Source organism: Amycolatopsis decaplanina DSM 44594 (genome assembly GCF_000342005.1).
In the GTDB taxonomy this organism is placed as follows: domain Bacteria; phylum Actinomycetota; class Actinomycetes; order Mycobacteriales; family Pseudonocardiaceae; genus Amycolatopsis; species Amycolatopsis decaplanina.
Window position 1 is genome coordinate 355,448 of sequence record NZ_AOHO01000048.1, and the last position, 24,737, is coordinate 380,184.

At 68.7% G+C, this 24,737-nt stretch carries 22 protein-coding genes; 14 read left to right on the forward strand and 8 right to left on the reverse strand.

Annotated features, from left to right (window positions below):
• Positions 1-277: 277 nt before the first annotated feature.
• The 4 genes from lanKC to H074_RS14335 all read left to right on the forward strand — a co-directional run bounded on the left by lanKC (position 278) and on the right by H074_RS14335 (position 6,523).
• Complete coding sequence (gene lanKC, locus H074_RS14325) at positions 278-2,827, forward strand: class III lanthionine synthetase LanKC (protein WP_007030764.1); 2,550 nt, start codon at positions 278-280, stop codon at positions 2,825-2,827.
• A 40-nt stretch (positions 2,828-2,867) separates the two neighbouring features.
• Complete coding sequence (locus tag H074_RS39945; protein WP_007030765.1) at positions 2,868-3,014, forward strand: SapB/AmfS family lanthipeptide; 147 nt, start codon at positions 2,868-2,870, stop codon at positions 3,012-3,014.
• A 111-nt stretch (positions 3,015-3,125) separates the two neighbouring features.
• A complete protein-coding gene (locus H074_RS14330) occupies positions 3,126-4,790 on the forward strand; it encodes an ABC transporter ATP-binding protein (protein ID WP_007030766.1) in 1,665 nt (554 codons plus the stop codon).
• Positions 4,787-6,523, forward strand: coding sequence for an ABC transporter ATP-binding protein (locus H074_RS14335; RefSeq protein ID WP_007030767.1), 1,737 nt, complete (start codon positions 4,787-4,789; stop codon positions 6,521-6,523). Before H074_RS14330 ends, H074_RS14335 begins: the two co-directional genes overlap by 4 nt.
• Here H074_RS14335 and H074_RS14340 read toward each other — a convergent pair.
• Together H074_RS14340 and H074_RS14345 are read right to left on the reverse strand one after the other, a co-directional pair.
• Positions 6,479-6,898: an acyl-CoA thioesterase gene (locus tag H074_RS14340; protein WP_007030768.1), complete on the reverse strand. Its 420-nt coding sequence runs from the start codon at positions 6,896-6,898 to the stop codon at positions 6,479-6,481. The two genes, H074_RS14335 and H074_RS14340, sit on opposite strands and share 45 nt — an antisense overlap.
• The gene (locus H074_RS14345; protein WP_007030769.1) at positions 6,892-8,124 is read right to left on the reverse strand and encodes a hydroxyacid-oxoacid transhydrogenase; all 1,233 of its coding nucleotides are present in this window, start codon (positions 8,122-8,124) and stop codon (positions 6,892-6,894) included. The genes H074_RS14340 and H074_RS14345 overlap by 7 nt, the downstream gene beginning before the upstream one ends.
• Before the next feature lie 171 nt (positions 8,125-8,295).
• Here H074_RS14345 and H074_RS14350 point away from each other — a divergent pair, with 171 nt between their 5' ends.
• The 9 genes from H074_RS14350 (at position 8,296) to H074_RS14380 (ending at position 16,378) form a co-directional block, all read left to right on the forward strand.
• Positions 8,296-9,957, forward strand: a complete 1,662-nt coding sequence (locus tag H074_RS14350; RefSeq protein ID WP_083920416.1) for a thiamine pyrophosphate-binding protein — start codon at positions 8,296-8,298, stop codon at positions 9,955-9,957.
• Positions 9,958-10,194: 237 nt separating this feature from the next.
• Positions 10,195-10,365, forward strand: a complete 171-nt coding sequence (locus H074_RS40995) for a hypothetical protein (protein ID WP_007030771.1) — start codon at positions 10,195-10,197, stop codon at positions 10,363-10,365.
• 249 nt (positions 10,366-10,614) lie between these two features.
• Positions 10,615-10,818 carry a cold-shock protein gene (locus tag H074_RS14355; RefSeq protein ID WP_005163378.1) on the forward strand — a complete coding sequence of 68 codons (204 nt, stop codon included), beginning with the start codon at positions 10,615-10,617 and terminating at the stop codon, positions 10,816-10,818.
• A gap of 189 nt (positions 10,819-11,007) precedes the next feature.
• Positions 11,008-11,880: a hypothetical protein gene (locus H074_RS14360; protein ID WP_007030772.1), complete on the forward strand. Its 873-nt coding sequence runs from the start codon at positions 11,008-11,010 to the stop codon at positions 11,878-11,880.
• A 138-nt stretch (positions 11,881-12,018) separates the two neighbouring features.
• A complete protein-coding gene (locus H074_RS42050) occupies positions 12,019-12,141 on the forward strand; it encodes a hypothetical protein (RefSeq protein ID WP_255432399.1) in 123 nt (40 codons plus the stop codon).
• Positions 12,142-12,149: 8 nt separating this feature from the next.
• Positions 12,150-13,277: a sensor histidine kinase gene (locus H074_RS14365; protein WP_007030773.1), complete on the forward strand. Its 1,128-nt coding sequence runs from the start codon at positions 12,150-12,152 to the stop codon at positions 13,275-13,277.
• Entirely contained in the window at positions 13,274-13,912 is a 639-nt protein-coding gene (locus tag H074_RS14370) for a response regulator (protein ID WP_007030774.1), read from the forward strand. The genes H074_RS14365 and H074_RS14370 overlap by 4 nt, the downstream gene beginning before the upstream one ends.
• A 106-nt stretch (positions 13,913-14,018) precedes the next feature.
• Positions 14,019-15,413 (forward strand): hypothetical protein, encoded by a 1,395-nt coding sequence (locus tag H074_RS14375; RefSeq protein WP_007030775.1) that lies wholly within the window; start codon positions 14,019-14,021, stop codon positions 15,411-15,413.
• The gene (locus H074_RS14380; RefSeq protein WP_007030776.1) at positions 15,413-16,378 is read left to right on the forward strand and encodes a glutamate ABC transporter substrate-binding protein; all 966 of its coding nucleotides are present in this window, start codon (positions 15,413-15,415) and stop codon (positions 16,376-16,378) included. Before H074_RS14375 ends, H074_RS14380 begins: the two co-directional genes overlap by 1 nt.
• A gap of 43 nt (positions 16,379-16,421) precedes the next feature.
• On the opposite strand, the gene H074_RS14385 is transcribed toward H074_RS14380, so the two are convergent.
• The 4 genes from H074_RS14385 to H074_RS14395 form a co-directional block, all read right to left on the reverse strand.
• Positions 16,422-17,453, reverse strand: a complete 1,032-nt coding sequence (locus tag H074_RS14385) for a hypothetical protein (protein WP_007030777.1) — start codon at positions 17,451-17,453, stop codon at positions 16,422-16,424.
• A gap of 462 nt (positions 17,454-17,915) precedes the next feature.
• Positions 17,916-18,512, reverse strand: a complete 597-nt coding sequence (locus tag H074_RS39255) for a DUF3558 family protein (protein WP_083920417.1) — start codon at positions 18,510-18,512, stop codon at positions 17,916-17,918.
• On the reverse strand, positions 18,475-18,891 hold the full coding sequence (locus tag H074_RS14390; RefSeq protein ID WP_007030778.1) for a hypothetical protein: 417 nt from the start codon (positions 18,889-18,891) through the stop codon (positions 18,475-18,477). The genes H074_RS39255 and H074_RS14390 overlap by 38 nt, the downstream gene beginning before the upstream one ends.
• A gap of 94 nt (positions 18,892-18,985) precedes the next feature.
• Positions 18,986-19,738, reverse strand: a complete 753-nt coding sequence (locus tag H074_RS14395) for an ESX secretion-associated protein EspG (RefSeq protein WP_235096758.1) — start codon at positions 19,736-19,738, stop codon at positions 18,986-18,988.
• 188 nt (positions 19,739-19,926) lie between these two features.
• Between H074_RS14395 and H074_RS14400 the strand changes: the two genes are divergently transcribed.
• Positions 19,927-22,620, forward strand: a complete 2,694-nt coding sequence (locus H074_RS14400) for a tetratricopeptide repeat protein (protein WP_007030780.1) — start codon at positions 19,927-19,929, stop codon at positions 22,618-22,620.
• A 67-nt stretch (positions 22,621-22,687) separates the two neighbouring features.
• On the opposite strand, the gene H074_RS14405 is transcribed toward H074_RS14400, so the two are convergent.
• Both H074_RS14405 and H074_RS14410 read right to left on the reverse strand, forming a co-directional pair.
• Positions 22,688-23,272 (reverse strand): PaaI family thioesterase, encoded by a 585-nt coding sequence (locus tag H074_RS14405; protein WP_007030781.1) that lies wholly within the window; start codon positions 23,270-23,272, stop codon positions 22,688-22,690.
• Positions 23,273-23,281: 9 nt separating this feature from the next.
• Positions 23,282-24,697, reverse strand: a complete 1,416-nt coding sequence (locus tag H074_RS14410) for an MFS transporter (RefSeq protein WP_007030782.1) — start codon at positions 24,695-24,697, stop codon at positions 23,282-23,284.
• Positions 24,698-24,737: the final 40 nt, after the last annotated feature.

Here is a 24,737-nt window from a genome sequence, read left to right on the forward strand (position 1 = left end):
TCCGGTCAATTCGGTCGCGCGTTTATTGCGCCGGGCACCTGGACCAGGGATTACGACGCAGATGCGGTTCTGTTACACACCGACCGGGTGGTTGAAATGTCAGTTGATCTTACGCTGGGTACCCCTACCTTTCGGTAGCTTTCGAATTCACGTCCCTGAACAGCCCATCCGAACCCCCGGTATGGCGGATTGGCCGTTCGCTATCCGGCGGGTGGAATATTCTCCATCGCGATGGTGCACATGGCCCATCCGATTGGTGCCAAGGAGGGGGCGCTCGATGGACGTCCGGTACGAAGCGTATTGCTTCGCCGATCCACTGTTCTTCGATGAGCAGCGGGAAACCGGGGACGCCGCCGACGATTTCGCCTCCCTGCTGCCTGCTCCCGAAATCGGCTGGCGCGCCGGAGTGCGCGGAGTGTGGCGGCTGTTGCACCCTATTGCTCGAAACCTTCCCTTACAGGGCTGGAAAATTCACGTGTCGGCAGGTTTGGACAACGCCGAGCGAGTGCTCGTGAAGGTGCACGAGCATTGCGTCGAGCACGATGTGTCCTACAAGCATCTGCGTTCACGGACCACCCTGCTGGCCAGGAATTCCAAATACGCTCCGCGTGACGGAAGCGGTAAGTTACTGACTCTTTATCCGGCTGACAACAACGAGCTCGAGCGTGTTCTCGCCGAGTTGTCGGCGAAGCTCGACGGCGAACCCGGGGCATACATTCTCAGTGATCTTCGATATGGTGCCGGGCCGCTCTACGTCCGCTACGGCGGATTCGCCGAGCAATGGGTCGAACTCGACGGCAAACGTGTCCTCGCGGTGCGCAAACCGGACGGGACGCTGGTCCCGGACAAGCGCGAACCGACCTTCTCCGTGCCAGACTGGGTGACGATTCCGGAGTTCCTCGCGCCTCATCTCGCAGCTCGTAAGAGTGGCGGTGCGGATCAGTTCCCTTATCAGGTGAAAAGTTCACTGCACTTCTCCAACGGCGGCGGCGTGTACCTCGCCGACCGGAAGGCCGACGACGAGCGGGTGGTCCTCAAGGAGGCCAGGCCGTTCGCCGGCCTGGACCGCGACGAGATCGACGCCGTCGAACGCCTCCGCCGCGAGCACGAGGTGCTGGAGCGGTTGAAGGGCATCGACGGCATCCCCACCGCTTACGACCGCTTCACGGTCTGGGAGCACCACTTTCTGGCGATGGAGTACATGCCGGGTGTCTCGCTCGGCAACTGGCTCGCCCGCAACTACCCGCTCACCCGGCGCGACACCACCGAGGCCGACATCGCCGCGTACACCGAACGCGCACTGGCGCTGGTCCGGCGGGTGGAGGCGATGGTCGGCGAGGTGCACGGCCGCGGGATCGTCTTCGGCGACCTGCACTCGCTGAACATCCTGGTCGACGGGGACGACGGTGACGACACGGTCTCGCTGATCGACTTCGAGATGGCGTCCGACATCGAAAGCGGCAAACGGCCGGCCCTCGGCGCGCCCGGCTTCCGTGCACCGCGGGACCGGAACGGGTTCGAGGTCGACGATTACGCGCTCGCCGTCCTGAAGCTGTGGATCTTCCTGCCGCTCACCACGCTCCTCGAGCTCGCCCCGGCGAAGCTGCGCGGGCTCGCGGACTTCGTCCAACAGCGTTTCGACGTTCCGGAGGGCTACGCAGACTCGATCGTCGCGGAACTCGCGCCCCGGAACATCCCGCCGCTGACGAGTGACACCGAGCTGGACCAGGACGAACCGGACTGGGCGCTCGTCCGCAAGCAGATCACCGGGGCGATCCTCGCCAGCGCGACCCCCGAGCGCACCGACCGGCTCTTCCCCGGCGACATCGAACAGTTCCGCGTCGGCGGCGCGTGCTTCGGCTACGGCGCGGCCGGCGTCCTCTACGCCCTGAAAACGGTCGGCGGCGAGCGCCACCCCGAGCACGAAGGCTGGCTGCTGGACTCGATCCGCCGCGAGCCGCCGGGGCGTCCGGGGTTCTACGACGGCTCGTACGGGATCGCGTACGTCCTCGAAGAGCTCGGGTACCGGGATGAGGCCACCAAGCTGCTGGCGGCGTCGGCGACGCTGGTCGAGCAGACCACCGACCACGGTCTGGAAGGCGGCCTGTCCGGTATCGGGCTCACCCAGCTGCACTTCGCGGTGGCCCGCAAGGACAACGAGTTCGGCAGGCAGGCGCTCGCCACCGCCGTCCGGCTCGCCGAAGCGCTCGAGATCGCCGACCCACCCGGCGACTTCGCCAGGGCCGGGTTGCTCAACGGCTGGTCCGGTCCGGCGCTGCTGTTCGTGCGGCTGTTCGAGCGCACCCGCGAAGAAGGCTGGCTGTCCTTCGCCGATCAGGCGCTGGAGCGGGACATCGAGGAGTGTGTCGAGTCCGACGACGGCTCACTGCAGGTCCGCGACGGCGAGACCCGGACGTTGCCCTACGCGGGCGTCGGCAGCGCCGGGATCCTCATGGTCGCCGAGGAACTGGCGAAGCACCGTCCGGACGCGAAGGCGTTGAAGAGCCTTCCCGGCCTGCGTGAATCGTGCCGCGGCGAGTTCGTCATCCACCCCGGGCTGCTGTTCGGCCGGAGCGGGCTGATGACCGCGCTGGCCATGGGCGCCGAACCGGACCAGCGCGTCCGTGACGCCATCGACCTGCACCTTTCCCGGCTGGCCTGGTACGCGGTGCCGTACAAGGGCGGCCTGGCGTTCCCCGGCAACCAGCTGCTGCGGCTGTCGATGGACGTCGTCACCGGCGGCGCGGGCGTTCTGCTCGCACTGGCCGCCACCCTGGACGGGAAGGCCGCGCTGCCTTTCCTGTCCTCCCGAACTGCCGGTCGCTGACGACCGGCGGACCAGGAAAACAACGAAAGGGAACAAGATCATGGAACTGGTTCTCGACCTGCAGGCCCTCGAAACCCCCGAGGTTCTCGAAGGCGGCGGCGGCGGTGGCAGCCACGGCGGCGCGAGCAACCTCAGCCTGCTGGCCTCCTGCGCGAACAGCACCGTCAGCCTGCTGACCTGCCACTGATCGGCGGCTGAGCACTGAGGGCGCGGGAGCGGCACAGGCCAAGTGCGCCGCTCCCGCGCCTTCATTTTGCCTTCCGGTTCATCTCGTTGGGATCACGGATCGAGGAGTGGGATGGCGGGTTCTGATCGGTTGCTGGTCACGGTGACCGCGCTCGATCGCCCTCGCCTGATCGCGCTGATCTTCAGCGCGCTCGCCGGGACGGCGACGGGGCTGCTCCTGCCCGGCGCGCTCGCCGCCGCGGTCGACGCCGTCGTGGCCGGACGGCACAGCTTTCCCGAAGTCTCCTGGCTGATCGTCCTCGGCGTCACCGAGATCGCCGTCGGCCTGATCGGCGGCATCCTCACCGCGCGGATGACCGCGTCCGCGACCGCCTGGCTGCGCCGCGAGCTCACCGACCGCTATCTCGCGCTCGGTACCCGATCGACCTTCGCCGACGGCGACGCGATCAGCAGGCTCACCGGTGACTGCACCGGCGCCGGACTGGTCGCCTCGGTCGTGGTCCAGCTCGGATCGACCACTCTGATCTCCGGCGGAGCCGTCGTCCTGCTCGCCCTGATGGACTGGCGGCTCGCGCTCGTCTTCCTCGGCAGCATCCCGTTCGGCCTGATGCTCGCGCGCACTCATCTGAAGAACACCGCCGACGACGTCCTGACCTATCAGGAGGTGTCCGGCGAGCTCGCGGCGAGGATGGTCGACGCCGTCGCCGGGCTCCGCACGATCGCCGCGTCGGGCACCGCCGATCGCGAGGCCGAGCGCGTACTGCGGCCGCTGCCGAAACTGAGCCTCGCCGGCCGCGGGATGTGGCGGACGCAGGCCAGGATGGTGTGGCGTTCCGGTCTGCTGCTGCCCGCGGTGGAACTCGCGGTGCTCGCGGCCGCCGGTTTCGGTGTCCTGGAAGGCAGGCTGACCGTCGGCCAGGTCCTCGCGGCGCTCGGTTACGTCGCGCTCGGCATGGGCCTGATCACCCAGATTCCCTTGCTGACAACACTTTCCCGTGCGCGGTCGTGTGCACGGCGGATCAACGAGGTGCTGGAGTCGCCGGTCCCCGAACCGGGCGACCTCGGCGTCGTCCCCGGGCGCGGCACACTCGAACTGCGCGGTGTCACCGTCGAAGGCGCGTTGCGGGACGTCGACCTGCTGGTGCGGGGCGGCCGGTTCACCGCGGTCGTCGGGCGGTCCGGCTCGGGGAAGTCCGCGCTGGTCAACGTCCTCGGCGGACTGCTGTCCCCGGACGAAGGGACGGCGCTGCTCGACGGCCGTCCGCTGGAGAGGCTGCGGCCGCACGAACTCCGCGCGGTCGTCGGGTTCGCTTTCGAGCGGCCGGCGCTGCTCGGCGCGACCATCGGCGACGCCGTCGGCTACGGCTCGTGGGCCGGTGAGGCGGCGGTGCGCGCCGCGTGCCGGTCCGCGCAGGTCGACGACCTGATCGTCCGGCTGCCGGACGGCTACCGGACGCCGCTCGCCCAGACGCCGCTTTCCGGCGGGGAGGCGCAGCGGATCGGGCTGGCGCGCGCGATCGCGCACGCGCCGCGGGTGCTCATTCTCGACGACGCCACCGCCAGTCTCGACACGGTCACCGAAGCCGCCGTCGAAGAGGCGATCGAACGCAGCTTGCCCGGCCGGACCCGGGTGGTGGTGACGCATCGCGCGGCCACCGCGTCGCGGGCCGACTCGGTGGTGTGGCTGGAAGACGGCCGCGTCCTGGCGGTCGGCACGCACGACGCGCTGTGGCGGAATCCGGCCTACCAGGCTGTTTTCACCGAGGGTGAACAGTGAGCGTCTGGGGGCTCTACCGCTCGGCGCTGGCCGGGCAGTGGAGAGGCGGGCTGGTGCTGCTGGCCTGCTCCGTACTGGAGAGCGCGCCCGCGTTCTTGTCCGGTCGCCTGGTCGAACTCGCGGTCGACGAGGGGTTTGCCGCGGATCGGCCAGGCACCGGACTGCGTTGGCTCGCGGTCTTCGGGCTGGTCGCCGTGATCGGCGCGTTCGGTTCACGGCTGGTGTGGCATCAGCTCGGCAAGGTCGTCGAGCCGTTGCGCGACGCGCTGGTGACCGCCGTCGTACGCGGGGTCCTGCACGATCCGGCGCCGCCGCGCAACCAGCCGGACGCCAGCGGCGTCGCCCGCATCACCCAGCACGTCGAGGTGGTCCGCGACGCCACGGCCGGGCTCCTGGTGCAGGCGCGCGGGATGATCGTGACGACGGTGGCGGCGCTGGCCGGGTTGTTCACCGTGGCCGGTTCGCTCGCGCTGATCGTCGCGATCCCGGTGGTGGTCGCGGTCCTCGTGTTCGCCTGCCTGCTCCCGTCGCTGGCCCGGCGCCAGCGCGCGCTCGCACTGGCCGACGAGCGGACGGCCGAGGTCGCGGGCGCGTCGCTGTCCGGCATGCGTGACATCGTCGCCTGCGGCGCGGAACCGCTGGCCGCGATGGAGCTCTACGACGCCATCGACACGCAGGCCAAGGCGGCCGTGCGGGTGGCGCGGTCCGGCGCGGCCCGGACGGTGGTGATCGCGACCGGTGGTTTCGTGCCGCTGCTCCTGGCGTTGCTGGTGGCGCCGGGCATGGTCAAGGACGGGGTGCTCACCGCCGGGGCCGCGCTCGGCGCGCTCGTCTACCTGGCGACGACGATGCAGCCGGCGTTGCGGGGGCTGGCCGCGACCGCCAGCACCGTGGTGCTGCGGCTGATCGTCGCGCTGCGGCGGCTCGCGGAGACCGAGGAGGCCGAACCCGAGGCCGACGGCACGGCCGAACCCGACGGGACCGCGATCTACGTGCGTGATCTGACCTTCAGCTGGGGCGCGGCCGCGCGGCCGGTGGTGCGGGGGCTCGACCTGCACCTGCGGCCCGGTGAGCGGCTCGCGGTGGTGGGGCCGAGCGGGATCGGCAAGTCGACCTTGGCCGGGCTCCTGACCGGGATGCTCGAACCGCAAGCGGGCCGGGTGCTGCTCGGCGGGGTCCCGGTCCGGGAGGTCCCGGCGGCGCTGCGGCACCGGATGGTCGCGCTGATCCCGCAAGAGGCCTACGTTTTCGCGGGGTCCGTGCGGGACAACGTCGGCTTGTTCGCGCAGACCGCGATGGACGGCGAACTCCTGGCGGCGGTGACGGCCGTCGGCGCGGAACCGCTGGTGACCCGGCTGGGCGGGCTCGACGGCGAGATCGGCCACGGCACGCTGTCCGCCGGTGAGGCGCAGCTGATCGCGCTCGCGCGGGTGTACGCGAGCGACGCGGGCGTCGTCATCCTCGACGAGGCGACATCACACCTCGACCCGCCCGCCGAAGCCCGCGCGGAACGGGCGTTCGCCGAGCGGGGCGGGGTGCTGGTGGTGATCGCGCACCGGCTGACGTCGGCGTTGCGCGCGGACCGGGTCCTGGTGATGGACGGCAAGGAGACCGCGCTGGGCACCCACCTCGAACTCATGGACCGGTCCACGCGCTACGCCCAGCTCATGCACGCGTGGTCGCCGCGGCTACCCCAGCCCAGTGCGCAGTTCTTCCAGCGCGCTCCTGAGTAGACCTTCGACCGGGACGGGCCGCCGGGATTCGCGATCGACGAAGACGTGCACGAAGTGCCCCTCCGCGATCACCGTCTCCTTCGAGTACATCCCGACCTCGTAGCGGACACTGGACCGGCCGAGATGTCCCACCCGCAGGCCGACCTCGAGTTCTCCCGGGAACGACACCGAAGCGTGGTACTTGCACTGCGATTCCACGCACAACCCGATGACTTCGCCGGTTTCGATGTCGAGGCCGCCGCGTTCGATCAGGAGTGTGTTGATCACGGTGTCCATCACCGAATAGTGGACGACGTTGTTGACGTGCCCGTAGACGTCGTTGTCCTTCCACCGCAAAGGAACCGTCTGCCAGTGCGGATACTCGTCGTTCACCACAGCGTCACCGAGTCCCGCAGGATGACGGCGAGATCCGCTTCGGACGCCTCGCGCGGCGCCGTCGCCAGCAGTCGTTGTTGTTTCACCGTGCCGGAAACCAGTGAGTCCACATCGGACTCGGTGTAACCGACGGCGCCGATCCCGTTGGGGATCCCGATCTCCCGCATGACCTGCCGCAGCACGGCGGGCAGGTGGTCCCGCAGATCGCCCGGCCATTCGTAGTCCGGCGCGAGCAACCGGGCCACCCGGATGTGCCGGTCCGGCGCGGCGTCGAAGGTGAAGCGGAACGCGGCAGGCGCGGTCAGTGAGACCGCCATCCCGTGCGGCACCATCGCTTCGTCGCCCGGATACCCGGAAGGATGAAACTCCCGGACCTGCCCGGCGATCGGATACGCGTTGGCGTGCGGGATGTGCACGCCGGCGTTACCGAACCCGAGTCCGGCGAACGTCGCCGCGAGCGCCATCGCCTCGCGCGCCTTCAGGTCGGAGCCGTCCCGCACGGCCGCGGGCAGCGCCCACGACAGCAGCCGCAGCGACTGCTCGGCGAACATGTCGGCCAGCGGATTCGAGCCACAGTAAGGGACCCGGTCCTCCGGCCGCTTCCGGTCGAACTCGGTGTACGGCTTGGCCGTGTAGCTTTCCGCGGCGTGGCAAAGGATGTCCATCCCGCTCGCGGCGGTGACCTCCGGTGGCTGCGAGACCGTCAGCCTCGGGTCGACCACGGCGAGGCTCGGCCGCATCCGGAGGTGGCTGATGCCGCTCTTCACGCGCAGTGACAACACGTCCAGCACGCAGACCGTGGTGCTCTCCGAGCCCGTCCCGGTGGTGGTCGGCACCGCGACCAGCGGTTTCAGCGGTGCGCTCGGCGCGCGTCCGCCGCCGACCGGCGCGTTGACGTAGTCCATCAGGTCGCCGTCGTTGCTGGTCAACAGGTTCACCGCCTTGGCGGTGTCGATGGCCGACCCGCCGCCGACGGCGACGAAGGCGTCCCACTCGCCTTGCCCGCGGGCGAAGTCGACGGCCTTCCGCATGCTGACGTCTGTCGGCTCGACGTGCACGCCGTCGAAGACGAGCGCTTCGATGCCGTAGGTCTCGATGCCCTCGGCGATCCGTTGTGGCCAGCCCGTCGCGGCGACGCCGGCGTCGGTGAGGACCAGCACCCGGCGGGCGCCGTACTGGGTGAGGTCGTAACCGATCTCGTCGCTCGACCCGGTGCCGTATTTCAAGGCCGGGGCCCCATAAGTGAAAACTGTTTCACGTCCGGCGGTGGCTGAGGTCACGTTTTCGTGCTCCCTTGCTCGAACACGTTCCGAATATCGGACATTCCGCCGCTCCGGGGTCGCCGGAATCGGAAGATCGCTTGACGGCACCGATCACCGCCCGCCTAAGCTCTTATCATTAGATACCAACCGGGAGCGTCCGTCGCCCAGACGGTCGTGCGGATCCTGACCGAGGCGCAGATCCACCGCGTGTACGCGGCGGTGGGTGAGTCCTTCCTGGATCTGCTCGACGCGCTGCAGCGCGAGCGGTCGATCACCTTCGTCTCGGCGAGGCACGACTCCGGCGCGGCCTTCATGGCCGAGGCCGAAGGCAAGCTCACCGAGCATCCGGCGGTCCTGCTCGCCGGCCGCGGCCCGAGCGCGGCGAACCTCGCGATCGGCGTCTCCACGGCGTACCAGGACGAAAGCCCGATGGTCGTCCTCCTGGAGAACCCGCCGCAGGATCCCGGCCCGACGAGCGAGCTGCCCACCGCGGACCTGACCGCGATGTTCGAGCCGATCGTCAAGTGGACCGGCCGCGCGGAATCCCCGGACGAGGTCCCCGGCCTGCTGGTCGAGGCGCTGACCCGCTGCCGGGAAGGGCGGCCGGGACCCACCGTCGTCGCCGTCCCCGCCGACTTCTGGGGAGTCCCGTTCGATTCGGCGAAACCGGTCGCCGCCGTGCGGCCTCCCGCCACCGGCGCGCTCGGCCGGACCGCCGAGGCGGTCGCGCAGCTGGTCGATGAGGCCCGCTACCCGGTGGTGATCGTCGGCGGCCGGGCCCGCGCGGCGCGGGACGAGCTGATCGCCGTCGCCGACGAGCTCGCGCTGCCGGTGTACAACGCGTTCCGCCGTCAGGACGCCTTCCCCGAGAACCACGCGCGCTACGCCGGCCACCTCGGCATCGGCATCCCCGCGCGGCAGCTCGACGCGCTGGAGCGCGCCGACCTCGTACTCGCGCTGGGCACGCAACTCGACGAGGTCACCACCCAGTCCTTCCGCTACCCGACGCCGTCGCAGACGCTGGTGCTGGTCGGCACCGGGATCGAGCCGGCCCGCCGCGGTGGCCTGACCTTCCGGGTCGACTCCGAGGTCGAGCCCTTCCTGCGTGAACTGCGCAATGTCGCTTCGCCCCGGCAGCGGCGCGCGTCGGCCGCGAACGCCGCCGTGCACACCTTCATGACGCCGCCCGACACCAGTGGCGCCACCCGCGTCCACCCCGCCGACGTCATCCGCGCGGTGCGCAAACTCGCGCCCGAAGACGCGATCGTGACCAGCGACGCGGGCAACTTCGCCCAGTTCATGCACCGCTACTGGTGTTTCACCGCGCCGCGCAGCCAGCTCGGGCCGAGCAACGCGGCCATGGGGTACGCGGTCCCCGCGGCGGTCGCGGCGAAACTCGCCGAGCCGCGCCGGACGGTGATCGCGATGGTGGGCGACGGCGGCGCGCTGATGACCGGGCAGGAGATCGAGACCGCCGTCCGCTACCGGGTGCCGGTGACCGTACTGGTGTTCCAGAACGGCTTGCACGGTCCGCTCGCCGTGCACCAGGCGCGCAAGCACGGACGGCTGTCGGGGGTCACCGTCCCGATCACCGACTTCGCGTCGTGGGCGCGCGGGCTCGGCGCCGCCGGGTACACGGTGGACGACCGTGAGGAGCTGGAGCCGATCATCGCGAGCGCGCTGGTGCGGCAACGGCCGTGCGTGATCGACGTCCGGACGGATCCGGACGTGGTGACGCCGGACATCCGGTTGACGAGCCTGCTGGGCGCCGCGAGGCCGCAGCAGGGCGGCCAGTAGGGGTGCGGTTTTCTCAGGGGATACACAGAAACCCTTGTGGTGCCGCCTTCACCAGCCCCAAAGGGTGGGATCGAGGTGACGACTCGGCCGACTTTCGGTCGCGGAGACCGGATTTTGTCGGCCGGTCGTGGCACAATCGCCGCAACACCGAGGGTCCGATATGGACCGGGAGCGATCACCGGTGAAGTTGTTGGCACGCAGTACGTAGAGAGCGTTGTGTTGACACTGGGAGAAAACATGGCTGACGAGACGAAGCCACAAGAGAAGTCCGTGTCCGGTGTGGTGCCGGTACTGTTCAGCGCGGACGCGGAAACCCACGACATCGCCGTCGTGGCCACGAACCGGGAGGCGTTGCGCCGTTCGCCGTTCGGCGCCGAGGTACCCCTGCGCGCGGCCAGCGGCGAGTAGGGCCGGGCGGGAAGGGCGTCGGCCGCAGAGGTACAGTGCGGCCGAGCACACCCGGGTGATGACGCTTGTCGGCCTGCGTGAGGTGTGCTTTACTGATTCAGGTCTCGATTTTTGTGTTCGTGTTGGTTCACGCTCGCAGAACTCAGCGGGCGTAGTGTCTCCTCGTGCTTCCGGGGAAGCAAACCGTCTGGTCATGACCCGGGCTGCCGACGTGGCTTCCTGTTTGTTTGTGTTGCATATGGAGATTTTATGACTCAGGGCACTGTGAAGTGGTTCAACTCCGAGAAGGGGTTCGGCTTCATCACTCCCGACAACGGCGGCGGCGACGTCTTCGTGCACTACAGCGAGATCAAGGGCAACGGCTTCCGTACCCTCGAGGAGAACGCCCGCGTGGAGTTCGAGATCGGGCAGGGCGCGAAGGGTCCGCAGGCCACCTCGGTCACCGTGATCTGATCCAGGTTTTCCAAGCAGGGCCGTCATCCCCTCGGGGAGGCGGCCCTGCTGCTTTTTACCGTCGATTTGCCTTGGGTGACCAAAACGGCCGTATTACCACCGAAGTGACGATGCAACCTCGTGCAACTCTTTCTTTCGTGACTCGGACGTCGTTTCCTTGTAGGGACTTGGCGCGGCAGCGGAGGACATGTGGGCGAAGCGGTTGCGGGGATCGTGGCGAACCCCGCTTCGGAGCGTGACATCCAGGGCCTGCGTTCGGCACTGAGGGTGGCCGGGGTCGGCCGCGTGATGGTGTGGACGGACGCGGGGAAGATCATCGGCACCGTCCGCCGGATGGTGGACGCGGGTGCGAGCGTGCTCATCTGCCTGGGCAACGAGAGCATGATGCGGGCCGCCGCGGCCGCCTGCGGCGACGTCCCGCTGCTGATGCTGCCCGCCGGGGGCGCCGACGAGTCCGCCGTCGCCGGGCTCGCCGCCGGGCTGCTGGCCACCCATCAGGTGGACACGGACCTGGTCACCAACCGTGCGACCGTGCTCGAGGTCGTCACGAAGGCCCGCCGTGAGATCGCGCTGACCGACGTCAGCGTGTGCTCGGAGAGCCGGTGGGACCCCGCGTCGCTGACCGAGCTGTACTGCACGTACGCCGTCCCGGACGGGACCGGGCTGTCGAGCATCCCCGGACGGGTGTGCCCGAGCCCCAAGTCCACTGTGGACGGTGTCGCGGTCTCGCTCGGGCCGGTCGACGAGACGCCGTACGTCGTGCAGGCGCCGATCGCGCCCGGCGAGGTCCGCGCGGTGGGCGTACGAGGCTGGAGCGTGTTGCACGCCGGGGTCCGCGTCGACCTCGCCGCCGGCGGTGGCTCCATCGCGCTCGACGGCCAACCGCATTTCGTGCTCAAGCCGGGAGAGAGCGCTTTCGTCGAGTTGAAGCCCGATGGCCCGTGGTGCGTCGACGTCCGCGCCGTGATGGCCGAGGCCACCAGGACCGGTTTGCTGCTGGGCCGGAAGCCGGCGGAGGTCCTTCCCGCGGCACGCCTGGCGGACGCACGCTTCCCCGGGTAGACCGCGCCCGGATCACAGAGACCTTCCGGTCCCAGGCTCGCCGAGCAGGTCGCGCCCGCCGTCCGCGCCTGAACTCCACCCCGGGCTCAACCCGGCGACGGTCCCGGTCCACCCCTCGGCGTACCTAACGTCCGTGACATGGGAAAAATGAACGTGAAAGGCCTGTTGGGGCTGGTAGTCGTGGGTGTCGTCGTTTTGCTCGGCTTCCTCGCCTACCGGCTGATCCTGGTGGAGATGATCACGCGTCTGAGCGATCACTGAGGGGAGACATGGGGAAGCGGGAAAGGCCGCTGCTGCCGGACACGATCGCGCCCAGCTGGCTCGTCGTCCAGCTGCTCGGCACGGCCGCGGTCGTGGTGGTGCTGCTGACCGCGAGCGAGTCCAGTCCGTGGATCTGGACGGCGTACGGCGTCTGCGGGGCCTGCTGGCTGGGTTTCGTGGCGGCCTCCCCGCGCTTCCCCCGGGTGGCGACCGTCCTGCTCGCGGTGGCGAGTGTCGCGCCGTCGATCGCGCTCGGCTGGGCGGAAGACTCCTCCGCCATCGTGCTGGGGGTGGTCACGGTGAGCCGGTTCGCCACCCTGACCGAGCCGTCGGTGGCCGCCATCATGGGGGTGGTGGGGCTCGACGCGAGCCTCGCGGCGGTCACCGGCCTGGTCGCGGGCGCGTCCGAACCGCTGGTGTTCGGCAACGTCGGCGTGCTGCTCGTGCTGATGCTGCTGGGATTGAACCGGCGGCAGTACGAGGTACAGGCCGCACAGGCGGCCGCGCTGCTGGAGCAGACCAAGCTGGCGCAGACCGAACACGCACGGGCCGCCGCGCTCGACGAGCGCACGCGGATCGCCAGGGAGATCCACGACGTCCTCGCGCATTCGCTGGGGGCACTGGGGATCCACCTGGAGGTCGCCGAGGCCCTGCTGGCCGAGAAGTCCGATGTGGACGGTGCGCTCGGCAGGGTCCGGTCGTCCAGGAAGCTCGCCGCGGACGGGCTCGCCGAGGCGCGCGACGCGGTCGCCGCCTTGCGCAGCGACGTCCCCTCACTGGCCGAAGCCTTGCGGCAGCTGGCGGACGCGCACCACGACAGGGTGTCCTTCGAGGTGGTGGGGGAGCAGCGGCCCCTGCCGTCGGCCGAGGTGGTCTCGCTGGTGGGCGTCGCGCGGGAGGCGTTGACCAACGCGGCGAAGCACGCCGCCGGGCGGCCGGTGTCGCTCCGGCTCGTCTTCACCCGAACGGAGGTTCGCTTGCGGGTGTGGAACGAACTCGGCGAAATCGTCCGATCGGAGGACGGCGGAGGGTTCGGTCTCACCGGGATGAGGGAGCGGCTCGCGCTCGCCGGTGGCACGCTGACCGCGGGCCCGGACGACGGGCGCTGGACGGTGGAGGCGGTGGTGCGGGCGTGATCCGGGTGGTCGTGGTCGATGACCAGCAGGTCATGCGCGAAGGGCTCGTCGCGTTGCTCGGGCTGATCGACGGGATCGAGGTCGCCGGCTCCGCGGGCGACGGGCGGCAGGCGCTCGACCTGCTCCGCCACACCGCGGCCGACGTCGTGCTGATGGACCTGCGCATGCCCGTCCTGGACGGGGTGGCCGCGACCAGGCTGCTCAAACGCGATCACCCGGAGGTCGCGGTCGTCGTCCTCACGACGTACGCGGACGACGCTTCGATCGCCGACGCGTTGCGCGCCGGAGCCCGCGGCTACCTGACCAAGGACGCCGGACGCGCCGAGATCGGGGCGGCCGTCCGCTCCGCAGCCAACGGGCAGGCGATCTTCGCCGCCGAAGTCTCCGACAGGCTCGTCGCCGCGCTCGACTCGAGAACGGTCACGCGGGCCAAGACCGAGTTCCCGGACGGACTCACCGCACGCGAAGCCGAGGTGCTCGGCCTCATCGCGCGGGGGCTGTCGAATCCGGAAATCGCCGCCGAACTGTTCATCGGCGAGGCCACCGTGAAAAGCCACATCAACCACGCCTTCGCGAAGATCGGTGTGCGCAATCGTGCGGAGGCCGTGCGGTACGGCCTGGAAAAAAGCCTTTGAGCCTGCCGGGAGATCACGTGCCGATGACACACGCCGGTGTCACTGGCTGCGCTGATCCCGACTCGGATACCTTCTTTGCGGGTAGAGCCAATGGGGAGGATCGGCGATGACGAGCACTGTGACCCGGCCGGGGCCGCCGGGGAGCCCCGCGCCGCCCCCTGCGCCGGAAGGCCGCGGCGGGATCGCCGGGCTGCTCGAACTGCCGGGGAACGGGATCCGCGCGATCATCCGGTCCGCGGCGACCACGCCGGGCAGGCTGTCGGTGATCGCGATCGGGCTCGTCCTGCTGTCGCTGGTCGCGGGACTGTTCGGCACGCTGGCCGTGCAGGACAAGAAGGACACGATCAACGGCCTGATCGACCACCGCGAACCGCTGGCCGCCGCCGCGCAACAGGTCTACCGCGCGCTTTCGGACGCCGACGCGACAGCGGCCAGTTCGTTCCTCTCGATCGGCACCGAGCCGCTCCCGATGCGCCAGCGCTACGAACGCGACATCGCGGAGGCCGGGGCGGCGCTGGCGAAGGCGGCATCGGACTCCTCCGGCGTCGGCGAAGCCGCCGAGCAGATCAACACCCTCGGTCGCGAACTCCCCGTCTACACAGGACTGATCGAGACCGCGCGCACCTACAACCGGCAGGGTTTCCCCGTCGGCGCCTCGTATCTGCGCGAGGCCTCCGAGCTGATGCGGGCGAAAATCCTTCCCGCCGCACAGGATCTGTACCGCATCGACACCGACCGGCTCGCCGCCGAACAGGACGACGCGACCGGATTCCCTTGGCTGGCAACGGCTTTGGTGCTCGTCCTGCTCGCCGCGCTGATCGTCACGCAGGTGCATCTGACCCGGAAGACCAACCGGCTCCTGAACGTCGGGCTCGTCGTCGCGACAGTGTCGGTGGTGGTGGCCCTGCTGTGGGGCGCTGTCGCGCTGATCGTGCAGAGCACCCTCGTCGGCAGCGGTGAAGAAGACGGCTCACACCAGGTGGACGTCCTCGTCCGCGCCAGGATCGCGGCGCTGCAGGCACGAGCCGACGAAACGCTGACCCTCGTCGCCCGCGGCGACGGCGCGGCGTACGAAAAGGGTTTCATCGACCTCGCTGGGCAACTCGGCGGGACGGACGGCCAAGGCGGCCTGCTGGGTGAGGCCCGCGGTCTCGCGGCGGGCGGCGCGGCCGCGGAGAAGGTGGACGCGGCGATTCAAGCGGCGTCGGCGTGGTTCAAGGCGCACGGCGAAGTGCGGCGCCAGGACGACGACGGCTTCTACCAGGACGCCGTCGCCACGGCCATCCGAGACGACAAGAAGGACGGCGCGGCCGGGGCGTTCCTGCGGCTCGACGAGAACCTGGTGGCCGCGATCAACGTGGGACGGCAGGAATTCCTCGACGACACCCGCGGCGCCGAACGCGCGCTGACCCTCCTCGCGCCGGGGATCGCGGTGCTGGCGCTGCTGGCGGCGGCGGGGTCCGCCTTGGGAATCCGTGAACGGCTGAGGGAGTACCGGTGATGCGGAACGGTCTGCGAGCGGCCGTGCTCGGCGCGGTCTTGGTGCTGGCGACGGCTTGCGGCAGCGCGGGGGCGCCGGTGGATCCGGCTCCGGTCGGTGACGTCGCGCCGCCGCTGCCCGCGAACGTCGGCGGCGCCGACAACGCCGGCGGTGGCGGAACGACCGACACGAGCTGTAACCCGTTGGCCAGTCTGCGGCCGACCAACGGCACGTCGATCACCAGCGGTTCGACGATGGCGAAGATCAAGCAGAACGGCAAACTGGTCGCGGGCGTCGACCAGACGACGTTCCTGTTCGGTTTCCGGAACCCGACGTCGGGCCAGCTCGAAGGCTTCGACATCGACATGGTCAACGAGATCGCGAAGGCGATTTTCGGCAGCGCGGAAGGCCGCGTGCAGTTCCGGGCGATTCCGTCGAAGCTGCGGGAAGATGTGCTCGAGCAGAAGCAGGTCGACATCGTGGTGCGGACCTACAGCATCACCTGCAGCCGGCTGAAGAGGGTCAACTTCTCGACGGCGTATTACCAGGCGGGACAACGGATTCTGGTCGACTCCGGCTCGAAGGTCACTCAGCTGTCGGACCTCGCCGGGCGGCGGGTGTGCGCGACCAAGACGTCTACCTCGCTGACGAAGATCGCGGCGGATCCCTCGAAGCCGGTGCCGGTCTCGGTGGACAACTGGTCGGACTGCCTGGTGATGCTGCAGCAGAAGCAGGTCGAGGCCGTGTCGACGGACGACGTCATCCTCGCCGGGATGCTCGCGCAGGACCCGACGCTGAAGATCGTGGGAGACCGGTTCACCGAGGAGAATTACGGCATCGGCATCCCGAAGGAGAACGAGGACATGGTGCGGTACGTGAACGCCGTGCTGGAGAACGTGCGCGGTGGCGCGTGGCAGGCGATCTACGCCAAGTGGATCGGGAACAAACTCGAGGGCGGAACGCCGCCTCAACCGCAATACAAGTGAGAACGGGCCGTTCGGGATTCGCTCCCGAACGGCCCGCTTCGTATTACGGGGACTTCTCGCCGATCACCGGCGGCACCGGCTTCGTTTCGCCGTCGTAGCCGCCGAACAACACGTCGGCGTCTTCCTCCTGCAGGTAGTTCGCGGCCTTCTTTTCCTTGTCCTCTTCCTTCTGTCCCTTGCCACCGGGCGCACCGGCGCCCATCGGACCCTGGCCGCCGCCCTTGCCCGCCGCGGCCGCGCCACCCCGGGTGACCCGCTCCTCCGGCAGCTTGCCGGACCCGGACCCGCCGCCCTTGCCCGCGAGTTTTTCCGCTTCACCTGCCGAAACCTTGCCGCCCGCTAGCCGCTCGGCGACGTTGCCCGAACCTCCGTTGCGCCCGAACCCGCCACCACCGCCACGGGTCAACCGGCTCGCCGCGCTGCCGCCCGGCCCGCTCGTCGTCCGGCCGGGCTTGCCGCGATACTGCTCGCTGCCCAGCCGCCCGAGACCCGTGGGGCCAGGGCCGTTCAGTGCCGCCAACCCCGGCGTCGGCCCCGGCCGGAACGACCCAGGCGGCCCGCTGAGCGGCTGACTCGGCCCCGGCCCGCCGGTGTGCCCGCCACCAGTGGTGATCCCGGGCCCCGGCGTCGGCCCGCTCGGCCCACCCGGCCCGGGCATCCCCGGCCCAGGACCGCTGTTGGGCCCCGGCCCGCCGCTGAAGCCCTTGACTTCGGTACCCCCGGAGAACCCGGACGCGGTGGTCGAATCGCCCATTTCCGGCGGCGGGGCGAAGGTGGGCTGCTTGGAGTTGACGTCGAAGAGTGACTGGTCGTAAGTGTGCATCACCTGAGCGGCCTGCTGATGCGCCTGGAACGACTGCTCCTGCTTGGCCGAGATGTTGCTGACCGTGTCCACCGCGCCCGCGAAGTTGCCCGTCGCGAGCTGGTTGAGAGCGTTCTTGTATTCGGTGTTGCGGTCGAAGGGGACCTCTTCGGGCATCGAGTTCTTCGCGGTGGTGGCCGCGGCGGCCGACTGGGAGAAGCGGTTGGACGCCAGGTACGCGCCGTCGCCCGACGTTTTAGCCCAGGTGCTCAAACTCTTGAAGAACCCATGAGCCGCGTTGGCGGCTGTCCCTTGCCAGTGCGCTCCTTCTTTGTTCGACGCTCTCATGAGAGCGTCACTGAAGGTATGGAGCGCATCTCCCTGGGCATTCCACAGCTCACCCTGTCTGTCGACGTCGACAGGATCAAGGTTGTCGGTGACCATGTTCTTTAGTTCGCCATGCGGCCTGGCCTCATAGCGCTGGTCGGAGGCGTTGAGACCCGCCCTGAACTCCTGACCCTGTGCTAACTTTTCGCCTTGCTGGGCTGAGTACTCACCTGCCCGCATCTCTGCGGTAGCTTTGGCCGTGACCGAATTACCGCCGGGTCCCTGGGCGGTCCGGTCGTACTCTTCGGAGTAGCGTTTTCCTTCGTAGGTGCGGTGAACCTTGCCGGTCAAGCTCACGTCGACTCCGGACTCGGTCCGGTCGTGGTCTCCAGCCATTGTCCCTCCGCTTCAGCTGCCCTGAGGCAGTTTTGGGGCGAGTTGTTCGGCGACTTCTTTGGAAGAGGCGCAGGCTTCTTCGTTCGAGCCCTTGATAAGAGTGGTTCCCACGGTCAGGCGGGCCTTGGGGCCTACCGCGACGCCGACCATGCAGGTGTAGGTTCCACCTGACCCCGGTATTTCTACGGCGTCCCGGCCGGCGATCTGCGTGGGGACCTTGGTACCGCGACCAGGAGTGAGTTCATCGATTCCGGCTTCGTCCACCAGGTAGGTGCTGATAACACCGTATTCGCTTTTCTGCGCCTGGCATCCGTTGTCGCTCTCGTAGTCTTCTTCGGTGGGTTTCGAGAACCCTTTTGGTGTTGTTACCGGTTCGAGCAGTGTGCAGGCCTTCAGGTCTCCGAATATCTTTCCAGGTGGCACTGTCTGTGACGAAGAGCCGGTGGAGGAGGAAGTTGACTCGGGACTCGGCGTGCCTGTCTTTTCGGGCGAACAACCTGAAGAAATCAGTGCGATCGCGAGGATTGCGGGAATCACTGCGCTGCGGACATTGGTCTTCATTGGCTCTTTATCAGTCCCGATCAAGTTGCTTGAGATGGTCGGCGCCATCCGAATCTCGTTGCTTGTATTTGGTCATAGCGATTTCGATGGCTTCGCGCGCCCTGTTCGTGACATCTTGCAGGGCGTCGAGCTGTGTCTTGGCGGAAAGATCGTCACCGTCTGCCACCCGCGCCGCATGATCCCCGACCTGCTGGGAGTAGGGGCCCGTGCCGAGCTTGGGGCTCTGGGCGAGATGGTCGAACCGCGTCTTGGTCCCGAGCCAGCTGTCGAGATATTCGCGCAGTGCCGTCTTGTACGCCTCGCCCATTTCGGGACTGACAGCGAACTGCCCTTCCTTGGCTGCCGTCATCATCCGGTCGGCCTGCGCCGAGAAGTCGCCCAGAATGTCCGAGAAGTTGCCCGGCGGTCCGCCGGTGCCGTCAGTCATGGTCTCTCCCCTGTACCAAGTCCCGGTTACTCGTAGCGCTCGTCAGATCACGATATCAGCGGAAACGGCCTCGAAGGCCGCCTTCCGGCGAGGATCACGCGCTACCGACGCGGGCGGCTTCGACCAGGTCGTGGACCCATCGTGCCAGGTGGGAGCCGCTCGTCGGGGTGAACGTGCGGCGGACTTCGCCGTCGGGGAAGCGGTCGGTGGTGAGCATGAAGCGGCCCTGGACGCTGTCGAACCACTGGACGCTCTTCTGCTGCGGTTTGCCCCGATCGTCGCGCAGGGTGACGCTGATCGTGCCCAGCCGCGCGAGCGGGTGTTCGAAGAAGCGGCCGGCCGCGCCCAGGCGAAGGTTGTCCGGGTCCTCGTCGAACGGGTCGTCCGGTCGTTTGGACGGGGGGAGTGTGCTGGACGTCGTCACCCGTCCGGGGAACGGTTGCAGCGACGGCAGATAACCGAGCAGGGTCGCGACCACCTGTTCGGGATAGACCGGCTCGAAGAGGATGTCGAATCCGCGTTGCTGGCTGACGACTCCCACGCGGCTGTTCCACGCACCTCGATAGAGGTATTCGGCGTCCTGCTCGACTTCGTGCGCCTCCATTGTGACGACGAAATCCCCGGTGGCCCAGAGCCGGAGAGTCTGTTCGTGGTCGCGCAGGAGTTCGCGGCCGCGGGCGAAGCCTCGATCGGCCAGTTCCGCCCAGATCTCTTCGCAGTGCCGCTCGCGTTCGGTGATGGTGGTTCCGACGGTCGGGATTTCGAAGGGCAGCACGAATCTGCCGAGCCCGAGTTCTTCGAGTACGACGTCGAGCTGGGCCATCGACATCGAAAATGACGCAGGCACCGGTCCTCCCCCTCATCACCTGCTGAATCGGTTCTCTCCCGCACCGTAGCGGGTTCGACCCGGCGCGGGCACGACCTGCCCGCTCACGTCTAGTCCATCCATGCCCCCGCCACCGCCCTCAACGGAGGAGCTGCGCTCCCAGGCCTAGACTTAGCTCGACGCTGTCGCGGGGATTTCGGGAGGTACCAGTGTCGGAAGAGCCGCGCCGTCCTCGGCACGCAGCGCCGGACGACGCCACGCCGGACCGTGAGGCGGAGTCCGCCTCCTGGACACCGCCGGCGCCGGTCCGCTGGGAAACGCCCGAACCGTCCATTTCCGGCAGGCTCGACCTCGGCGAGCCTCCGCAGCCCAAGCAAGAGCCCAAGCAAGCGCCCAAGCAGGAGCCAAGGCCGGAGAAGGATGCCGAGCGCACGGTCTATCACGCGCCCGTCCAGCGTCCGCAGACTCCACCGCGCGGTCAGCAGCGGTCGATCCCCGGAGCCGAGGACCCGACACGTCCGCCGGGTGACATGGCCCCGGTGAGCCCGCAGACCCAGGTCGTTCGCCCCGAATGGCAGGCACCCGCCGACGCGCCGCAGCCGACCAGCGTGCTCTCCTCGCCGACGCCGGAGACGCAGAGCATCATGCCGCCGACGCCGCGCGTCGACAGCGGACCCGGGCCACTGCCGGATCCGGGCACGGAAAGCGTCCTCCCCGAACGGTCCAGCGAAAGCCGCGGCACCGGCACCGGGACCGGATCGGGCAGCCGGGGCACCGGCACCGGAACGGGTTCGTTCCCCGGCACCGCCCGCCGGACGTCGTCCCGCACGTCACGCCGCGGCCGCCTCGGCGCCGGACTCGTCGACGTCCCGCAGGTGCCGTACCGCGACCCGGCGTCCGCCGTCCTCGAGAACCCGATGGTGTCGGAGGAGAAACGCTTCTGCGGCAGTTGCAGTGCCAAGGTCGGCCGCGGCAAGGACGGCAAGCCCGGCTCGCCCGAGGGCAACTGTGAGAAGTGCGGGAACCCCTTCTCCTTCGTCCCGAAGCTGCGGCCGAACGAGATCGTCGGCGGCCAGTACGAGGTGCTCGGCGCGCTCGCGTACGGCGGCCTCGGCTGGATCTACCTCGCGCAAGACCACAACGTCAGCGACCGCTGGGTGGTGCTCAAGGGCCTGATCGACACCGGCGACGCCACCGCGATGGCGGCCGCCGCCAACGAGCAGCGGTTCCTCGCCGAGGTCGAACACCCCAACATCGTCAAGATCCACAACTTCGTGCAGCACCCGGACGGCGACACCGGCAACTCGGTCGGCTACATCGTCATGGAGTACGTCGGCGGCCAGTCGCTGCGCCAGCTCGCGCTCGCGCACCACCGCGAGACGAAGCGCCCGGAACCGCTGCCGATCGGCCAGGTGATCGCCTACGGGCTCGAGATCCTGCCCGCCATGGGCTACCTGCACGGCCAGAACCTGCTGTACTGCGACCTCAAGCCCGACAACGTCATCCAGACGCATGAACAGCTCAAGCTGATCGACCTCGGCGCGGTCCGCCGCATCGACGACTACGAGAGCCCGCTGTTCTTCACCACCGGCTACAGCGCGCCCGAGCTGGCGACGCACGGCGCTTCGGTGGCGTCGGACCTGTACACGGTCGGCCGCACGCTCGCCGTTCTCAGCTTCGAATTCTCCGGTTACACCAGCAAGTACAAGACGACCTTGCCCGGCCCGGACGTCGTCCCGTTGTTCGCGCTCTTCGGTTCGTACTACCGCTTCCTGAAGCGCGCGACGCACACCGACCCGGACCGCCGGTTCATCGCGGCCGAGGAGATGGCCGACCAGCTGACCGGTGTGCTTCGCGAGATCATGGCGCTGGGCACCGGGAAACCGCGCCCTGGCGCGTCGACCGTCTTCGGCCCGGAGACCCGCACGTTCGGCGTCGACATGGTCGTTCCGGAGCACGGCGGAAGCGTGCCGCTGCCGGATCCGAACGAAGTGGTCTCGGGACTGCCGATCCCGCAGGTCGACACGGACGACCCGGCGGCGGGCGTGCTCGCGTCGACGGTCGCGCTCGATCCCGGGGGCGCGATCGAGTCGCTGGCCGGGGCGCCGCGCGAGTCGATCGAAGTCCGGTTGCGCATCGTCCGCGCCCGGATCGAGCTCGGTGAACTGGTCGAGGCACAGCGGCAGTTGCAGGCCGCGCAGTACCTCGCGATCAAGGCCGGTTTCCCGCACGACTGGCGGATCGACTGGTATCGCGGCCTGATCGAGCTCGCGGGCGGACGGTCCCGCGTCGCGCACGTCGCGTTCGAAGCGGTGTACGACGACCTTCCCGGCGAGATCGCGCCGAAGCTGGCTTTGGCCGTCAGCGCGGAGGGCGTCGGAGACTACTTCGGTGCCGCGCGCTACTACGAGCTGGTGTGGCGAACGGATCGGTCGTACGTCAGCGCCGCCTTCGGGCTCGCTCGCGTGTACCTCGCGCAGGGCGCCAGGGCGAGCGCGATCGAGGTACTGGAGGCCGTCCCGGCGTCGTCGTCGCACTACGTCGCCGCGCAGGTCGCCGCGATCAAGATCAAGACCAGGATCAACGGTGGCGGCAAGGATCCGGTGATGGTGTCCGAGCGGGATCTCGTCGACGCCTCGACCCGGCTGGAGCGCCTGCAGCTCGACGCCGAACGCCGCACGCGTTTGTCGGCGGAGGTGCTCGAAGCGGCGTACAGCTGGCTCAACTCGCAGAACCAGCCGACACCGGGCGCGAAGGTACTGGGTTGCGCCCTGGACGAACGAGATCTGCGGTTCGGGCTCGAGCGCTGCTACCGGACGTTGGCCCGGTTGGCCGGTTCGGTCGACCAGCGTGTCGAACTCGTCGACAAGGCGAACGCGATCCGGCCCCGCACTCTCACTTAGAAACGCATTTCGTCATCTGAATGCGGCAGTTCGGCTTACGAACCACCGCATTCAGATGACGAAATGCTCAGGGGTTGATGTCCCACTCGCGTTCGCGCTTGGCCTTCTCGTGCGCGGCGGCGAGCTTCTGCAGTGCCTCGGGATCCCCGTGGGTGCTGAAGTGCTCGAACTCGACCCGCACGAACAACGCCCGCGCGCGCACCGCGACAGGGCCGTCTTCGGCGTCCAGCCGTCCGTCGGCGCTCACGTAGATCTTCCGGCCGGCGATGCCGTCCAGTTTCGTGGCGATGTACAGGGTCGAGCCGACCGGGACCGGCCGGAGGAAGTCCGTCTCCAGTTTCCCGGTGACGGCGGGGCGGCGCAGCAGGTTGCCGACGGTCGCGCCGAGCGCCTCGTCGAAGGCACAAGCCAGCAGTCCGCCATGGGCGAGACCGGGCGCACCCTGATGGGCGGAGGTGACGGTGAACTTGGAGTACACCGTCGTCCCTTCGCCCACCGTCGAATGCAGGTGGAGCCCGGCCTCGATCTCGTCGCCGCATCCGAAACACTCACCGAAGTGGATGCCGAGGTGGCTGCCCTGCTTCGGGGCTTCCGGGTGGACGGTCGCCGGTTCTACTTCGACCGGCGGCCACGGCTGCGAGATACGGCTCATGGAAAGACGTTAACTCGCCGGTAGCTCCGAGGTACTGCCGGGAGTGGCCGTTTCCGGTTTCCGGCGCCGCGCGATCCGCGAATTCACGATGCCGCGCAGCGACACCCCGGCCGTTTCGGGCAGCAGCAGGATCGGGATGGCCGCGATCGCCGCCGCGCCCATCAGGTAGTACGCGGGCCACAGGTTGTCGCCGGTGGCGTTCACCAGGCTGCCGATGATGTACGACGCCGTGCCGCCGAACGCCGCGGTCGAAACGCTGTACCCGATGGAGAAACCGCCGTAGCGCTCCTGCGTCGGGAACATCGCCGGCAGTGTCGCCGCCAGGACGGCCAGGATCAGCACCAGCGGCACCGCGATCATCAGCACGCCGAGGGTGAGCTGCCAGCCGTTCTGGTCGTCCGCGGCCGCACCCATCAGCGAGAACGCCGGGATCGGGAGCACCAGGAAACTCGCGCAACTCGCGATCAGGATGGGTTTTCGCCCGATGCGGTCGGACAGCATGCCGATCGGCACGATCAGGACCAGCATCAGCGCGATGGTCGCCAGGATGATCAGCAACGGCGCGTGCCCGCTGAACCCGACCACGTCCTTGAGATAGGTCTCCAGGTACGTGATGACGATGTAGTCGGCGACGTTCAGCATCACCACGATGCCGATCAGGTGCAGGATCGACGTCCAATGCTTCTTGAGCAGCGCCTTCAGCGGCGACTTCTCGACCTGGTCCTTCTTCTCGATCTCCTGGAACAGCGGAGTGTCCTCCAGCTTGTTCCGCAGGTAGAGACCGACGATGCCGAGCGGGCCCGCGATCAGGAACGGCAGGCGCCAGCCCCATTCGCGCATCGCCTCGTCGCCGAGGACGACGGTGAAGATCGTGACGAAGCCGGCACCCATCGCGAAGCCGACGAGCGTGCCGAACTCCAGCCAGCTGCCCCAGAAACCCCGGCGCCGGGCGGGCGCGTACTCCGCGATGAACGTCGCCGCGCCGCCGTACTCACCGCCCGCCGAGAAACCTTGGATGGTGCGCAACAGGATCAGCAGGACCGCCGCGGCCGGGCCGATCGTCGCGTAGGACGGCAACAGGCCGATGACGAACGTCGACCCGGACATCAGGATGATCGTCAGCGCGAGGACCTTCTGGCGCCCGATCTTGTCCCCCAGCGGACCGAACACGAAGCTGCCGAACGGCCGCACGATGAACGTGATCGCCAAGACCGCGAAAGTCGCCAACGCGCCTTCGGAAGTGCTTGAAGCGTTGAAGAAGACCTGACCCAGGATGGCGGGCATGAAGCCGAAAACACCGAAGTCGTACCACTCGATGCAGTTACCCATCGCCGCTCCGGCGACGGCCTTTCTGATCTGCTCAGGTGGGGCCTCCGCCGGTTCCCCTTTTTCCTGATGTGACGCGCTCAGCGCCTCTTCGGCCATGGGTTTGACCTCCCGACCCACCCGTTTGCTTACCCATCGT

Excerpts from the sequence above, each read along its gene's own strand:
- lanKC (WP_007030764.1), top strand. The coding sequence starts at position 278 with ATGGACGTCCGGTACGAAGCGTATTGCTTCGCCGATCCACTGTTCTTC.
- H074_RS39945 (WP_007030765.1), top strand. The coding sequence starts at position 2,868 with ATGGAACTGGTTCTCGACCTGCAGGCCCTCGAAACCCCCGAGGTTCTC.
- H074_RS14330 (WP_007030766.1), top strand. The coding sequence starts at position 3,126 with ATGGCGGGTTCTGATCGGTTGCTGGTCACGGTGACCGCGCTCGATCGC.
- H074_RS40995 (WP_007030771.1), top strand. The coding sequence starts at position 10,195 with ATGGCTGACGAGACGAAGCCACAAGAGAAGTCCGTGTCCGGTGTGGTG.
- H074_RS14355 (WP_005163378.1), top strand. The coding sequence starts at position 10,615 with ATGACTCAGGGCACTGTGAAGTGGTTCAACTCCGAGAAGGGGTTCGGC.
- H074_RS42050 (WP_255432399.1), top strand. The coding sequence starts at position 12,019 with ATGGGAAAAATGAACGTGAAAGGCCTGTTGGGGCTGGTAGTCGTGGGT.
- H074_RS14365 (WP_007030773.1), top strand. The coding sequence starts at position 12,150 with ATGGGGAAGCGGGAAAGGCCGCTGCTGCCGGACACGATCGCGCCCAGC.
- H074_RS14375 (WP_007030775.1), top strand. The coding sequence starts at position 14,019 with ATGACGAGCACTGTGACCCGGCCGGGGCCGCCGGGGAGCCCCGCGCCG.
- H074_RS14380 (WP_007030776.1), top strand. The coding sequence starts at position 15,413 with ATGCGGAACGGTCTGCGAGCGGCCGTGCTCGGCGCGGTCTTGGTGCTG.
- H074_RS39255 (WP_083920417.1), bottom strand. The coding sequence starts at position 18,512 with ATGGCGCCGACCATCTCAAGCAACTTGATCGGGACTGATAAAGAGCCA.
- H074_RS14390 (WP_007030778.1), bottom strand. The coding sequence starts at position 18,891 with ATGACTGACGGCACCGGCGGACCGCCGGGCAACTTCTCGGACATTCTG.
- H074_RS14405 (WP_007030781.1), bottom strand. The coding sequence starts at position 23,272 with ATGAGCCGTATCTCGCAGCCGTGGCCGCCGGTCGAAGTAGAACCGGCG.
- H074_RS14410 (WP_007030782.1), bottom strand. The coding sequence starts at position 24,697 with ATGGCCGAAGAGGCGCTGAGCGCGTCACATCAGGAAAAAGGGGAACCG.